Source organism: Anaeromyxobacter sp., from assembly GCA_016718565.1.
Lineage (GTDB): Bacteria > Myxococcota > Myxococcia > Myxococcales > Anaeromyxobacteraceae > JADKCZ01.
The window spans coordinates 228,564-242,435 of the sequence record JADKCZ010000008.1; the positions used below are offsets into that span (position 1 = coordinate 228,564).

Below are 13,872 nucleotides of genomic sequence, written 5' to 3' on the forward strand. Positions count from 1 at the left end.
GCCCGGCGCTCCCCTCCCGCCCGCCCCTCGGCTATCCTGCGCGGCCGCATGGGCCCACCCGGCACGACCAGCGGACCAGCGGCGCCCGAGGCGCTGCTGCTCCTCCTCCAGGCGGCCGCCGCCTGCCACGCGCTGGCCCTGGTGGCGGCGCTGCTGCGGCCGCGGCTGGCCCGCTGGCCCCTGCTGGCCGGCGTGGCGCTCCAGCTCGCCTGGTCGCTCTGGCGCGGCCTGCTCATCGGCTTCCTGCCGCTCACCAACAAGGCCGAGTCCTTCGCCGGCGCGGCGCTGGCGGTGGGCCTCACCGGCGCGCTGGCCTTCCGGCCGGCGCGCGCCTACCTGGTCCCGCTGCTGCTGGTGCTGGGCGCGGCCCTGGCCGCCTCGCTGGCCTTCCCGCAGGGGCTGCACTGGCCGCCCCCGCTGATGCGGACCATCTGGTACCCCACCCACGTGCCGCTCTCCTTCCTGGCCTACGGCACCTGGGTGGCCGCGGCGGCGGCGGGCCTGGCCTGGTTCACCGATCGCGATCCCGGCTGGCTGGCGCTGATCGACCGGCTGGCGCTGTGGGGCTTCGCCCTCTGGTCGCTCTCCATGATCTGCGGCGGCGTCTGGGGCGTGGTCGCCTGGGGGGCCTGGTTCCTCTGGGACCCCAAGGTGGTCTGGTCGGTCATCCTCTGGTTCCACTCGGCCACCTTCGTGCACGTGCGGCTCACCCCGTCCCTGGTGGCCCGGCCCTGGGTGCGCCCGGCGCTGGCGCTGGTCGGCTTCGGCCTGCTCTTCGTGGCCTACGTGGGCACCTCCTTCTTCTTCGGCACGGGCAGCCATGCCTTCGGCTAGCCCGCCGCTCGGCCTCGGGGCGCCCCGGCCGCCCGCGCCCCGGCTCGCCTGGCTGCGCTCCCAGGGGCTCGGCCTGTGCTGCGGCCTGGGCACCGTGCTCCTGCTGGCCATCGGCTCGGTGGTCATGGTGGCCACCCGCGACGGCGCCTCGGCCGGCATCGGCCTCGACGACCTGACGGGCTTCTTCCTCCGGCCCAGCCCGGCCCACCTCTGGCTCTACCTGCTCTTCCCGCTGGCCGGGCTGTACGCCCTCAACACCACGCTGGCCACCTGGGACAACCTGGTGCGCCGCTGGCGGGCCGGGCAGCGCGCGCCCTCCGCCTACGCCGTCGCGGTGATCCACGCGGCCTTCCTGCTGGGCCTGGCGGCGCACGGGGTGGGCGGCTTCCTCTCCGAGGAGCGGGGCGCGGTGGTGGTCACCTCGGGGTGGCAGCCGCTGCCGGCCTTCGGCGAGGTGCGGCTCACCTCGCTGGAGGTGGACGCGCTGCCCAACGGCATGCCGCGCGAGGCACGGGTGGCGCTGGAGGTGCGCCGCCCGGGCGGGGCCGTCGAGCCCGCCCTGGTGGGCTACAACCAGCCGCTCTCGGAGGGCTTCGGGGCCCGGCTGGCGCTGCTGCAGGAGTTCGGGCAGGCGCGGGTGGCCCACCTCTCCTCCGGGGCCGAGCGCTGCGCGCTGGCCGAGGGCCAGGCCTGTCGCCTGGGCGGCGACGAGGTGGCCCTGCTCGGGTTCGGCGAGGTCCCCGGCCTGGGCACGCCCGCGGCGCTGCTGCGCGCCCCCGGGCCGGACGGCGCGCCCGCCGAGCGCTGGGTGGCGGCGCAGGGGCTGCTGGCGCTGCGCGGCGGACGCCCCCTCTCGCTGGACGCGGTGGCGCCGGAGCCGGCGGTGCTGCTGCGCGTCCGCGAGACGCCCGGCACCCCCTGGGCGCTGGCCTCGGCGCTGGTGCTGCTGGCCGGGACGCTGCTGATGTGGCGGCGGCTCCTCGCCAGGTGAGGCCACGCCCGCCCACGGCCCCGCCCCGCGCACCGAGCCCCTCGCCCAGGCAGCGCGCCGCCCGGGACGCCGCGCCGCCCTACTTGGCCAGCCTCGCCTCCAGGAAGGCCTGGCGCACCGCCGCGTGGTCCTCCACCTGGCGGTCGTAGGGCTCGTGGAAGAGGGGCGCCGCCACCAGGAAGTCGGCGGTGGAGCGGTTGCAGGCCGTGGGGATGTTGTAGAGCACCGCCAGGCGGAGCAGCGCCTTCACGTCCGGATCGTGCGGCTGGGGCTCCAGCGGGTCCCAGAAGAAGATCAGCACGTCGAGGTCGCCCTCGGCGATCTTGGCCCCCACCTGCTGGTCGCCGCCCAGCGGGCCGGAGCGGAAGCGGGTCACCGGCAGGCCGGTGGCGGCGGCCACCAGGCCGCCGGTGGTGCCGGTGCCGAACAGGTGGTGCTCGCGCAGCACCTCCTTGTTGTACTCGACCCAGGCCAGCAGGTCGGGCTTGCGCGAGTCGTGCGCGATCAGCACCACGTGCTTGCGCTCGCGCATGGGGATGCGGGTCACCTCGTCCATGTTCACCTCGGGTGCGGGCCGGGCCCGCGGGCCCGGCTGGCGTGGGTGGGGCGGCGGCCGGGCCTCAGGGCGAGGCGCCGCGGGTGATGCGGAAGCCGGATCGCCCCACCTCCAGGTAGAACCCGAAGGTGAAGCGGATCTCGCCGCGGCCGTCCACCAGCCCCGGCGGCGGGTTGTTGAAGGGCTGGGCCTTGCGGAAGGCGTCGAGCGCGGTCCGGTCCAGGAAGTCCACGCCGCTGGAGCGCTGCACCGCCAGGTCCTTCACGCCCCCGGCGTCGTCGAGCGTCACCGCCAGCAGGGTGACCCGGTCCTTGAAGGCGTACATGGTCCGGTCGGGATCGCGCAGGTCGAGCGCGTGCTGCGGGGTCCAGGTGCCGGAGACCGCCTGCTTGATGCGGTTGAAGTAGGTGGCGTACTTGAACTCGCGGGTGTTGAGGTAGGTGCCGTCGCCCTCCTCCACGCCGTCGAGGTGATCCGGGGCCGGGCCGCCCAGCAGCCTGGCGAAGGTCTCGGAGGGGACCGAGAGGCGCGGGTCGAAGCGCCCCGCCGCGCGCGCGCCGCCCTGCCCGGCCTCGGCGCTGGTCCTGGCGGCCTCGGCGGCGGCGCGGGCCACCTCCTCGCCGCCCACCCCCGCCGGGAGGGGCAGCCCTTCGGGCGTCGCAGCCGCCGCCACCCTGGCAGCCGCCGCGGCCCCCTCCGCGCCGGCCCGCTCCTGCGCTGCCTTCCCGCCCGCCCCCTTGGGCGCGCCACCGGCGGCGGCCACCGCGGCGGTGGGCACCGGCGCCACCTGGCCGAAGCCGGGCCGGGCGAAGCGGGAGCGGGTCTCCTTCGCCACGGTGTTGTTCCGGTCGCTGAGGAACTGGGTCTCCTTGGGCGGGGTGCTGTCGAGCGACGGCGCCACCTCGACCACCTGGCCCGCCGAGGCCGGCGGGGGCGGGCGCGGGGCGGGCGGGGGCGCAGGGATGGCTCGCGCCGCCGGGCGGGGCTCGCCGCCGATGGCCCGGTTGGCCTCCCAGTCGGCCGCGGCCAGCGGCGCCAGGTCCACCGGCCGGCTCTCGGGAGCCTGGCCGAGCCCCAGCCAGCCGGCGTCGAGCTGCGACAGCAGGGCCAGGTTGAAGGCCACCGACAGGGCGAGCGCCAGGAGCGCCCGCCAGCCTGAGCGGTCCTTGCGCCGTGCGCGCCGGAGGGTGGGTCCGAGGTGGTTCATGCCGCCGTGAGATCTTAACAAGTTCCGCGCCTTTCGCCTTCCCTGCGACCGCGCGGCGTTGATCCTGGGCGCCCGGGGGACTAGACCTCGGCCCCGGCCATGGCCGCCTCCCTCGACCCACCTCCTCCGGCGCCCCCGCCGGGGCTCGCCGCCCGGCGGCTCCGCCACGCCCTGGTGGCGCTGGGTGCGCTGGCCCTGGCCTGGGCGCTGGCCCACGCCCTGGCGGACCGCGACTCGGTGCGCGAGCGCCTCCGCGAGCGCGCCACCGCCCTGCTGCAGCGCCGCCTGCCCGCGGCCAGGCTGGGCGACGAGGTGGCCGTGGACTGGCTCTTCCGCGCCACCGTGGGGCCGCTCACCGTGCCGGCCGGCGCGCCGGGGGCGCCGCCGGTCCTGCGGGTGGACCGGGTGAAGGTGCGGGCCGCCTGGTGGCCGCTCCTCTCCGGCCGGATCGAGCCGGCCTCCATCCGGCTCTACGGCGTCCGGGTGGTCCCAGGCCCGGGCGGCGCGGAGCTCGAGCGGCTGGTCACCTCGCTGCGGGCGCCCCACCCGGCCAGCGCTGCCGCCGGCGCCGCCTCCCCTCGCGGCCAGGACCCGGTGCTGCACGTCCGTGGGCTGACCGTGGCGCTCTCGCTCGGGGCCCGCCAGGTGGAGCTCGGCCCCTGCGACCTGCGGCTGGAGCGGCGCCGCGGCGACGGCGAGGAGCTGATCGCCGCCGAGCTCGGGCTCCCCCGCGGCGGGCGTGGCGAGGCCACGCTGCGCCGCTCCTCCCGGGCCAGGACCGGCGCCGCCGCCGAGGCCTCCGGCCCAGGTGCGCCGAGCGGGGCCGGCGCCGCCTCCTGGGCGCTCTCCGCCTCGCTGCACGCCACCGCCGCCGACCTGCCGGACGTGCTGCGCCGCCGGGCCGTGGTGGCCACCGCGGGCGACCTGGCCATCTCGCTGGAGGCTGCCGGGGCGCCGGCCGGGGCCACCGCCACCCTGCGCGGCCTCCTGGGCGGCCTCACCCTGGCGGGCGAGGCGCTCGGGCCGGAGCCGGTGGGCCCGCTCGACGTCGCGGGCGAGGCGGACCTGGAGCTCTCCTGGCGGGACCGGAGGCTGCGGATCCGGCGCGCCGCGCTCCGGCCAGCCGGCCCGCTGGAGGTGCAGGTGGCCGGCGCCCTCACCGCCACCGGTGACCTCCCCTTCGACCTCCTCCTGACCATGCCCCCGGTGAGCTACCGCGCCCTGCTGCTCGCCCTGCCGCCGGCCCTGGCCCCCGGCGCGGACGCCCCTCGCCCGCCCGGCGCCTTCGGGGGCACGCTGGCGCTCTCCGGCGCGCTGCGCCGGCCCGAGGGCTGGGAGGTGAAGGGCGAGGTGGACCTGGCCGGCCTCCGCGAGGCCGCCCGCGCCGCCCCGCCCTCGCCGCTGCGGGCGCCCTTCACCGCCCACCCCGAGGGCGAGGACGGGCCGGCGGTGCTGATCGGCCCGGCCAACCCCGACTTCGTGCCGCTGGCCTCGCTGCCGGAGCACGTGGTGCGCGCCGTCACCACCAGCGAGGACGCCGGGTTCTTCGGCCACCGCGGCTTCGACTTCGACGAGCTCAGGAACGCCCTGGCGGCCGGCGCGCGGGCCGGGAAGCTGCTGCGCGGCGGCTCCACCATCTCGCAGCAGCTCGCCAAGAACCTCTACCTCTCGCGGGACCGGACGCTGGCGCGCAAGGTCCGCGAGGCGCTGGTGACGGTGGCCCTGGAGGGCACCGTGCCCAAGGCCCGGCTGCTCGAGATCTACCTGAACCTGGTCGAGTGGGGGCCCGGGCGGCACGGGCTCGGCGCGGCGGCGCGGCACTACCTGGCCAAGGAGGCCCGCGACCTCACCCCGCGCGAGGCCTGCTTCCTGGCGGCGCTCATCCCCAGCCCCTTGCGCGGCCACGCGGCGGTGGCGGCCGGGGTGCCGCCGGAGCGCTGGGCGGCCCGCATCGACGACCTGCTCCAGAAGCTCCACGCCACCGGCGTGCTCTCCGACGAGGCGCTGCTGGCGGCGCTGGCCGAGCCGCTGGTCTTCGCCCCGTGGGTGCCGCGGCGCGCCCTGGCCCCCGGCGCCGCGCCGCCGCCGGAGGGCGAGGAGCCGGACGGCGACGGCCCGGGCGCCGACGGCACGGGCGGCGCGCTGGCGGAGCCGGCCGAGCCGGCCGAGCAGCCCTCAGGCGGCTGAGGCGGGACGGGCCGCCGCGGCCCCCGCCAGGCGCGCCTTCTCCCAGGCCAGCCAGGCCTCCCAGAGCCGGCAGGCCAGCCAGGTCACCGCCACCATGGCCACCATGCTCCAGGCCAGCGCCGGGAAGGCCAGCCCGGAGGCCAGCCCCAGCGCCCCCGCGGCGAAGCCGTAGGTCAGCTCCACCGAGACGATGTAGCCGGTCAGGGACTGGCGGCCCAGCAGCGTGAGCCAGCGCAGGGCCGGCTCGAGGAGGTCGGGCAGCAGCATCAGGGCGCCGGTCAGGCCCAGGTGCAGCGCCAGCCGCGTCAGGAACCAGCCGGGCGCGTTCATCCACCAGAAGGTGTTGTCCTGCGAGGGGAGCACCAGCCAGGCGTTGGAGAGCCGCCCCGCCCCGTAGACCGCCAGCGCCAGCGCCAGGAAGGTGAAGGGCCGGTTGGGCCCGGTGGCCAGCGGCGCCACCGCCGCGCCCGCCAGCAGGAACGCCACCCAGCTGAACAGCATGAACTGGGCGCGCGGCGGGACGCCGTAGAGGTAGGCGAAGGGCACGTCGAGCAGCTTGGCGACGGGATCGGTGGCCAGCGACGCCACGAAGGCGGCCTGGTCCCGGTGGCCCAGCGCCACCGCCAGCCACGGGGTGGCGAAGACCACCAGCAGCGCCACCCCCGCGGTGAGCGCCACCCCCACCGCGCGCGGCCGGCCCACCGCCAGGAAGGCCGAGAGCATCATCCCGAGCGCCAGGATGTTGAGCACGTCCACCTTCACCACGTCGTGCCAGTACGGCCCCTGCCAGGCGCCGCGCCACAGGAAGGAGACCAGCACCAGCGCCAGGCCGCCCCAGACCGCCAGCCCGGGGCGCCTGGGGTGCCAGGCCCCGAGCTTCACGGCCAGCGTCATCCCGAAGCCGGCCACCGAGAGCACGTCGACGCCCAGGACGTAGGGCAGCCCCCAGCCCGGGCCCCAGGCGTTGCCCGCCACGTAGGAGAAGAGCCGGACCAGGTAGCTGATGCCCAGCAGCCAGAGCCCCCGCTTCAGCGCGGCGCGACGGCGCGCCGCCGGGTCGAGCCCCTTGCGCGCGTGGGCCGCGTCGGCCAGCGCCTGGGACAGGCCCGCCATGAAGAGGAAGCCGGGCGCGGCCAGGCCGCCCAGGAACATGAGCGCGTCGTGGAGCCGCTCGTGCCCCACCCGCCCGCCCGGGACGATCCACGCGGACAGGATGTGGACCTCGACCATGAACAGCACGGCCAGGCCGCGCTGCCAGTCGAGCCAGTGCTTTCGCGAGGGGGGCGTCACCGCGGCACCTTTCGGCCGGCGTGGAGGCCGGCCAGGCCGGCCTCGGGCTTCGGGCCGGCCGCGGGCTACTTGTCGCGGTAGGTGATGCGGCCGCGCGTCAGGTCGTACGGCGACAGCTCCAGCTTGACCCGGTCGCCGGGGATGATGCGGATGTGGAACTTCTTCATCTTGCCCGAGGCATAGGCCAGGACCACCGGACCCTGATCGACCTTGACCCGGTACATGCCGCCGGCGAGCGCCTCGTCGACGGTACCCTGGACCTCGATGCCTGCTTCTTTCTCACTCACTCAGTCATTCCCTTCGTGCGCCGTGCGCCTCGGGCCCGGTCCTGTCCGGGTTCCCGATACACCAAGAGCGGCCCCGGTGGTTTCCGAGGCCGCTCGAGGCCTTGCGGGGCCCCTTGTACTACGTGCGGCGGACCTTTGCCGCGTGAAGCCGCGGAGGATCGCCCTCGGAGGTCCGCCAGGCCCTCCCCCTCCTTCGGGGGCGGGTCCCGGCCGGGCGCTCATCCCCTGGCCTTTCGCGTCATTGAATCACTTCGGGGGGCGGTGCGCCACTCCCCCCGAGCTGGCGCCGGCCCTCACCCACCGAGGGCCTCGAGGAGCGCCCGGGCCCGCTCGCCCTCCCGCCCGGGCTCCGACGCCAGCGAGGCCAGGAGCGCCCTGGCCTGGGCGTGGTCCTCCGGGTAGGGAAGCAACCCCTCCGCCCTCGCCAGCCGGGTCGCGGGCGCGGCGCCGTCGAGCGAGCCGGCCACCTCGGCGCAGAAGCGGGCGGCCAGCGGCTGCCGGAGCGCCCGGTGGACCCTCGCCAGCAGCGTCCAGGCCCGGGCGTCCCTGGGGTTCGACACCACCAGCCCCTCCAGGATGACGCGGGCCGGCTCGCCCCGCCCCGCCTCCAGCTCGTCCTCGGCCACCTGCGCGATGGCCTCCGCCAGCTCGGAGGTGAGGCCGAGCGCCTCGGCCAGGGTCGGCGCCTCCGCCGGAGGGGCGGCCGGCGGGACCGCGGGCTCCAGGGTCGTGGTCGGCATGGCGCTCACCGGAGGTTGTGGATGGCGGTCATGCGCGTCTCGTGCATGGCCCGGAGCATGTTGGAGAAGAGGGAGAAGAGCTCCCGGTCGCGGTCCTGCAGCCGCTGCAGCTCCATCAGCTGGGCCTTCTCGCTGGTGGATCCGTCGGCGGCGCCGGCCTTGGAGGCGCTGGCCGCGGCCGCCGCGCCGCTCGCCGCTGCGCCGCCCCCCAGGCCCACCAGCTCCGCCACCCCCGAGAGGTCGAGGAGCGTGCCCGCGCTGGAGAGGTCCACCTTCACGTCCCGGGTGAGCAGCCCGCCGAGCGTGGGGCCCAGCTTGGCGGCCAGGGCTCCGAGCGCCGGGCCGCCGAGCGCGGTGGCCGCCGCCCCCAGCACCGGCCCGGAGAGCTGCTGCACCAGCTTCTTCAAGGTGGCGTCGCCCACCAGCTGCGAGGCCAGGCCCAGCGGCGGCAGCAGGGTCTTCACGAGGCCCCACAGGCTGGTCTTCTTGGCGGCCGGCTTGGCGGCGCCGCCGCCGCTGGTCGACCCGGCGGAGGAGGCGGTGGCGCCGGGCGCCATCTTCTCCATCTGCCGGAGCAGGTCCTGCTCCGACCTGGTCATGATGAGCCCGATGAACCTGGAGAGCTTCTCCTCCAGCGTCAGCGTGGCGTCGCGCAGGAAGGCGTAGTCGGCCGGCAGCTTGGTGGCGTAGCCGGTGGTGGCCTTGGACGTCGTGGAGGACCTGGCGGGGGCCTTCTTGGCCGTGCCGGCCTTGGCCGTGCTGGCCTTGGCCGCCGTGGCCCTGCCGGTGGTGGCCGGGCTCGCCTTGCCGGCGGCGGCCCGCGGGGCTGTCTTTCCGGCGGCGGGGCCGGCCGCGCCGGTGAGGAGCTCGAGCGGCAGCGGGACGCCGCGGCCGGTGACTGCGCTGGTGCTGGGCATGTGGTCCTTCCTCCGTGGTGTGGCGGTCGAGCCGCCGCTGGCCCACGCCACTGCGCGCCCCGTACCAGCCTCGACCCCAGGCGCACCGCGAGGTTGCGCGTGGGCAGAGGTCCGCCGTCGCGCCGCCCGGCCGCGCCCCGGCCGGCCGGCTCCCGGGCCGGCGGCGCCGAGCCCCGGCGCGGCGCCACGCCAGGCGCCCTCCTGGCTAGGTGCCCCCGGGCCGCGCACAGTAGAGTGCCCCGGGTTCCGCCAGCCCCGGAGGCGCGTTGCGAGGCTTCACCCCCACCATCCACCTGGACCCGGAGAGCCGGGCGCCGCTCTACCTGCAGGTCGTGTCCGCGCTGCAGGGGGAGATCCACCGTGGGCGCCTCAGGCCCGGCGACCACCTCCCCGGCTACCGGACGCTGGCCGAGAGCCTGGGCGTCAGCAAGAACACCGTCCTGTCGGCCTACCGCGAGCTGCAGGCCGAGGGGTGGGTGACCTCCACGGTGGGCGGGGGCAGCGTGGTGGCGGCCAGCCCGCCCCGCGACCTCCCCGGCGGCGCCGTGGCCACCCCGCCGGAGGGCCGACCGGGCTTCGACCTGGCGGGCCAGGACCCCACGCCCGGCGGCCCCTCGCCCGGCGGCCTCCTCAAGGTCGGGAGCGGCCTGCCCGACCCGCGCCACCTGCCGAGCGCCGTGCTGGCGCGGGCCTACCGCCGCGCGCTCCTGGTGAACCCGCAGGCCTCGCTGGGCGTCGAGGACCCGCAGGGCCACCCGCAGCTGCGCCGGGCGCTGGCACGGCTCCTGTCCGCCAGCCGGGGCTTCCCGGCGGCGGCCGACCGGCTCCTGGTCACCCGCGGCAGCCAGATGGCCTTCTTCCTGGCGGCCCAGGCCCTCTTCTCCCCCGGGGACGCCGTGGCGGTGGAGGCGCTGGGCGACCGCGCCGTCTGGGAGGCCTTCACCCGCGCCGGCGCGCGCTGCCTGCCGGTGCCGGTGGACGCCGAGGGCATCGACGTCGAGGCGCTCGAGGCGCTCGCGAGCCACACCCGCCTGCGCGCCGTGCTGGTGTCGCCGCAGCGGCAGTACCCCACCCTGGTGCAGCTCGGCCCGGCGCGGCGGCGGCGCCTGCTCGAGCTGGCGGCGGCGCGCCGCATGGCGGTGCTGGACGCCGACCTCGACTGGGAGTTCCAGTTCGACGGGCGGCCGGCCCCGGCCCTGGCGGCGGCGGACCCGGCCGGGGTGGTCATCCACTTCGGGCTGCTCTCCCGCATCTTCGACCCGGGGCAGCGGCTCGGCCTGATCCACGCCGCCGGGGGCTTCGTGGCCCGCCTGCGGGAGCAGCGGCTGGTCTTCGACCGCCAGGGCGATCCGGCGCTGGAGCGGGCCATGGCGGAGCTGGTGGAGGACGGCGAGGTGCAGCGCCACCTCAACCGGCTCCACCAGACCTACCGGGGCCGGCGCGACACGCTGGTCGCCGCGCTGCGCCGCGAGGCCGGGGAGGCGGTGTCGATCGAGCCGCCCAGCGGCGGGCTGGCGCTCTGGGTGAAGGTGCGCGACGGGGTGGACGTGGACGCCTGGGCCGCCCGGGCGCTGGCGCGCGGCGTGGCCTTCCGCCCGGGCCGGCAGTTCGCCTTCGACGGCGCGGCCGTGCAGGGCTTCCGCATCGGCTTCTCCAGCTTCGCCGAGCCGATGCTGGAGGAGGTGGCGGCACGCATCGGCGCCGCCCTCCGGGAGGCGCCGTGAGCCTCGCGCTCGCCCCGCGGGTGGCCCGGTGAGCGCGGCGAGCGCGGTGGCCGCCCTCGACGACCACCTGGTGCTCAAGGGGCTCATCGGGCGAGGGGCCATGGGCGAGGTCCACCGCGCCTGGGACGCCGCGCTGGAGCGGGCGGTGGCGGTGAAGTTCCTGCGCGGCTTCGACGCCAGGGAGGCGGAGCGGGTGCTGCTGGAGGCCCGCCTCCAGGCGCGCGTCGAGCACCCCCACGTGGTGCGGGTGCTCGAGGTCGGCACGCTGGGGGGGCGCCCCTGCCTGGTGCTGCAGCTGGTGGAGGGGCCCTCGCTCGCCGACTTCGGCCCGGGCTGCACGCTGGTGGAGCGGGTGGAGCTGGTCCGCCAGGCGGCCGAGGGGCTCCACGCCGCCCACCGCGAGGGGCTGGTCCACCGCGACGTGAAGCCGGACAACGTGCTCGTCGACCTCGGCGGGCCGGCGCCGCGCGCCCTGGTCTCCGACTTCGGCCTGGCGCGGGGCGACGAGGGCGGCCTGACCCGCTCCGGCCTGCCCGCCGGGACGGTGGAGTACATGAGCCCCGAGCACGTCCTCGGCGCCTCCCCGGCCGACTACCGCGCCGACATCTACGCCCTGGGCGCCGCGCTCTACGCCCTGCTGGCCGGTCGACCACCCTTCCGCCGGGCCAGCGAGCCCGGGGGCGCCTCGGACGAGACCAGCCTGCTCCGGCGCATCCTGGAGGACGCGCCGGACCCGCTGCCGCCGGCGGTGCCGGTCGAGCTGCGACGGGTGGTGGCCAAGGCCATGGAGAAGGCGCCCGAGGCCCGCTACGCCAGCGCCCTGGCCTTCGCCGAGGACCTGGGCCGGTTCCAGCGCGGCGAGCCGGTGCGGGCCCGGCCGGCGCCGGCGGTCGAGCGGCTCTACCGCTGGGCCCGGCGCAACCGGGCCGCCTCGCGCGCCCTGGCCGTGGCCCTGGCCACGCTGCTGGCGGCCCTGGGCTCCGCGCTCTGGCTCTCCAGGCGGTCGGGGATCGACTCGCTCGAGGCGGCCCGCCTGGGCGCCCTGGCCACCTCCCTGGAGACGCGCCTGCGCCTGGAGTGGCTGGCCCCGCCTCATGACCTCCGGCCGGCGCTCGCCGCCCTGCGCCCCGAGGTGGAGCGGCTGCGTCCGCTCGCCGCGGGCGGGCGATCGGCCGGGCCGGCCAGCTACGCGCTCGGCAAGGGGCTGGAGCTGCTCGACGACCTCGACGGCGCGCGGGCGGCCTACCAGCGGGCCCTGGCGCTCGGCTTCGAGGGGCCGGAGGTGGCCGAGGGGCTCGGCGAGGTGATGGGCCGGCTCTACGAGCGGGAGCGCGACCGGGCCCTGCGGACGCTCGGCCCGGCCGCGCGCGGCGAGCGGCTGGCGAGCCTGCAGCGCGAGCTCCGCGACCCGGCGCTGCGCTCCCTGGCCCAGGGCGCCGGCGGCGGGTGGCGCCTCCCCTGGCTGCGGGCCCGCATGGCGCTGCTGGAGGGCGACCTCGACGCGGCGCGCGCCAGGGCGGCCGAGGCCCTGGCGGCCGCCCCCGAGCGCTACGAGGCGCGCGTGCTCCAGGGCGAGGCCTGGATGGCCGAGGCGGAGCGGCGCAGCGACGCCGAGCAGCTCGCCGAGGGGCTCGCCGCGCTGGAGCAGGGCGAGGCGGCGCTCACCGCCGCGGCCGAGTGGGGCCGGAGCGATCCCAGGCTGCTGCGCCTGCTGGCGCGGCTCCACGTCCGGCGCGCCGAGTTCACCGGCCGCCAGGGCAAGGAGACCGGCGCGCTCGTGGAGGCCGCCCAGGGCTGGCTCGACCGGGCCGCCCGGCTCGATCCGGACGCGCCGGCGCTGCTGATCGCCCAGGCCGCGCTGCTGATGGACTCGGAGCGGCTGGCCGCCAACTTCGGCCGCTTCACCGGGCTCCCCCGCCTGGAGCGGGCGGCGGCGCTCCTGCGCCAGGCCGTGGCGCTCCGGCCCGAGGACGTGGAGGCCCGATCGCTGCTCATGGTGGCGCTCCAGCGGGTCGGCCACTTCCTGCTGGAGCGAGGGCTCCCCTGCCTCGAGCCGCTCGACGAGGGGATCGCCATGCTCGGCGCGACGGTGGCGCTGGCCCCCTCCGACCCGGAGGTCCGCGACACCGGCGCCACGCTGCTGGCCAAGAAGGGGCGCTGGCAGGTGGAGGCCGGGCTCGACGCGCGCGCCACGCTCCAGGCCGCCGTCCAGGAGGCGGAGGCGGCGCTGCGGCTCGACCCACCCGCCCCCGCCCGGGTCCAGCAGACGCTCGCCGAGGCGCTCGTGTTCCTGGGCCAGGCCAGCTGGCTCTCCGGCGTGGACCCCCGGCCGGCCTTCGAGCGGGCCATCGCGGTGACCGAGGCGGTCACCCGGGCCGAGGGAGAGAACTTCCTCAGCACCTTCCGGACCGTCTACATCCTGGCCACCGCCTCGATGACGCTGCTCGACATGGGAGCCGACGCGCGGCCGGACCTGGCCCGGGCCCTCGAGGCGGCGACGCGGGCGCGCGCCACCCATCCGGAGCAGCCGCTCCTCGGCTTCCTCCACGGCCAGGTGCTCACCATCGAGGCGCGGCGCGCCCTGCTGGACGGCCAGGACCCGATGCCGGCCGTCGGCGAGGCGCGCCGCCTGCTCACGGAGGCCGTCCTGCGGATGGGCAACCCGGCGGTGGCCGCCGAGACACGGACCATGCTCTCCCTCCTGGAGGGGCGCTGGCGGGTCACCCGCGGCCTGGATCCCGGCGCGGCGCTCGCCGAGGCGGAGCGCGGGTTCGCCCGGCTCGAGGTGGAGGTGAAAGGGACGATGGCCGGCCCGATCGGCCGCGCCGCCTGCGCGCTGGAGCGGGCCCGCTGGCTCAGGCGGCAGGGTGGCGACGCCGCCGCGGCCGCCCGGCGGGGCCTGGCGCCGGTGGAGGAGGCCATCCGGCGGGGCGGGCTCGATCCGACGCCGCGGGTGGTGCAGGCCAGGCTCCTGGGGTTCACCGGCGACGTGGACGGCGGGCGGGCGGCCCTGGCGCGGACCCTGGCGGGGAACGCCCTGGTGGGCGGCGGGGCCGAGGCCCGGCTCGCCGCGGCGGAGCTGGGCGTCCCCTGAGCTCGCTGGGCCCGGCCGGACCTCCGGCGCGGGCCGCCGAAGTGG

Annotated in this window: 11 protein-coding genes; 5 read left to right on the plus strand and 6 right to left on the minus strand. The window is 77.6% G+C overall.

Translation table 11 applies throughout. From position 1 onward, the window contains the following. Window positions 1-48 precede the first annotated feature (48 nt). Together ccsA and IPO09_16470 are read left to right on the plus strand one after the other, a co-directional pair. Window positions 49-834 (plus strand): cytochrome c biogenesis protein CcsA, encoded by a 786-nt coding sequence (gene ccsA / locus IPO09_16465; GenBank protein ID MBK9518907.1) that lies wholly within the window; start codon window positions 49-51, stop codon window positions 832-834. Further along, window positions 821-1,825, plus strand: a complete 1,005-nt coding sequence (locus tag IPO09_16470) for a hypothetical protein (GenBank protein MBK9518908.1) — start codon at window positions 821-823, stop codon at window positions 1,823-1,825. Before ccsA ends, IPO09_16470 begins: the two co-directional genes overlap by 14 nt. Before the next feature lie 79 nt (window positions 1,826-1,904). Here the strand turns inward: IPO09_16470 and IPO09_16475 are convergent, their stop codons facing one another. Further along, window positions 1,905-2,381 (minus strand): methylglyoxal synthase, encoded by a 477-nt coding sequence (locus tag IPO09_16475; GenBank protein ID MBK9518909.1) that lies wholly within the window; start codon window positions 2,379-2,381, stop codon window positions 1,905-1,907. A 64-nt stretch (window positions 2,382-2,445) separates the two neighbouring features. Next, complete coding sequence (locus tag IPO09_16480; GenBank protein ID MBK9518910.1) at window positions 2,446-3,588, minus strand: energy transducer TonB; 1,143 nt, start codon at window positions 3,586-3,588, stop codon at window positions 2,446-2,448. A gap of 99 nt (window positions 3,589-3,687) precedes the next feature. Between IPO09_16480 and IPO09_16485 the strand changes: the two genes are divergently transcribed. Continuing rightward, a complete protein-coding gene (locus IPO09_16485; protein ID MBK9518911.1) occupies window positions 3,688-5,775 on the plus strand; it encodes a transglycosylase domain-containing protein in 2,088 nt (695 codons plus the stop codon). Here IPO09_16485 and IPO09_16490 read toward each other — a convergent pair. The 4 genes from IPO09_16490 to IPO09_16505 all read right to left on the minus strand — a co-directional run bounded on the left by IPO09_16490 (window position 5,764) and on the right by IPO09_16505 (window position 9,009). Then, complete coding sequence (locus IPO09_16490) at window positions 5,764-7,065, minus strand: DUF1624 domain-containing protein (GenBank protein ID MBK9518912.1); 1,302 nt, start codon at window positions 7,063-7,065, stop codon at window positions 5,764-5,766. The two genes, IPO09_16485 and IPO09_16490, sit on opposite strands and share 12 nt — an antisense overlap. Before the next feature lie 65 nt (window positions 7,066-7,130). Further along, complete coding sequence (infA, locus tag IPO09_16495; protein ID MBK9518913.1) at window positions 7,131-7,352, minus strand: translation initiation factor IF-1; 222 nt, start codon at window positions 7,350-7,352, stop codon at window positions 7,131-7,133. Window positions 7,353-7,645: 293 nt separating this feature from the next. Further along, complete coding sequence (locus IPO09_16500) at window positions 7,646-8,092, minus strand: hypothetical protein (protein ID MBK9518914.1); 447 nt, start codon at window positions 8,090-8,092, stop codon at window positions 7,646-7,648. 5 nt (window positions 8,093-8,097) lie between these two features. Further along, on the minus strand, window positions 8,098-9,009 hold the full coding sequence (locus IPO09_16505) for a hypothetical protein (GenBank protein MBK9518915.1): 912 nt from the start codon (window positions 9,007-9,009) through the stop codon (window positions 8,098-8,100). 266 nt (window positions 9,010-9,275) lie between these two features. On the opposite strand from IPO09_16505, the gene IPO09_16510 reads away from it, so the two are divergent. After that, complete coding sequence (locus IPO09_16510; GenBank protein MBK9518916.1) at window positions 9,276-10,733, plus strand: PLP-dependent aminotransferase family protein; 1,458 nt, start codon at window positions 9,276-9,278, stop codon at window positions 10,731-10,733. 28 nt (window positions 10,734-10,761) lie between these two features. Further along, on the plus strand, window positions 10,762-13,827 hold the full coding sequence (locus tag IPO09_16515) for a serine/threonine protein kinase (protein ID MBK9518917.1): 3,066 nt from the start codon (window positions 10,762-10,764) through the stop codon (window positions 13,825-13,827). The last annotated feature ends 45 nt before the right edge of the window (window positions 13,828-13,872 follow it).

Excerpts from the sequence above, each read along its gene's own strand:
- ccsA (MBK9518907.1), top strand. The coding sequence starts at position 49 with ATGGGCCCACCCGGCACGACCAGCGGACCAGCGGCGCCCGAGGCGCTG.
- IPO09_16480 (MBK9518910.1), bottom strand. The coding sequence starts at position 3,588 with ATGAACCACCTCGGACCCACCCTCCGGCGCGCACGGCGCAAGGACCGC.
- IPO09_16500 (MBK9518914.1), bottom strand. The coding sequence starts at position 8,092 with ATGCCGACCACGACCCTGGAGCCCGCGGTCCCGCCGGCCGCCCCTCCG.
- IPO09_16475 (MBK9518909.1), bottom strand. The coding sequence starts at position 2,381 with ATGGACGAGGTGACCCGCATCCCCATGCGCGAGCGCAAGCACGTGGTG.
- IPO09_16470 (MBK9518908.1), top strand. The coding sequence starts at position 821 with ATGCCTTCGGCTAGCCCGCCGCTCGGCCTCGGGGCGCCCCGGCCGCCC.
- IPO09_16505 (MBK9518915.1), bottom strand. The coding sequence starts at position 9,009 with ATGCCCAGCACCAGCGCAGTCACCGGCCGCGGCGTCCCGCTGCCGCTC.
- IPO09_16485 (MBK9518911.1), top strand. The coding sequence starts at position 3,688 with ATGGCCGCCTCCCTCGACCCACCTCCTCCGGCGCCCCCGCCGGGGCTC.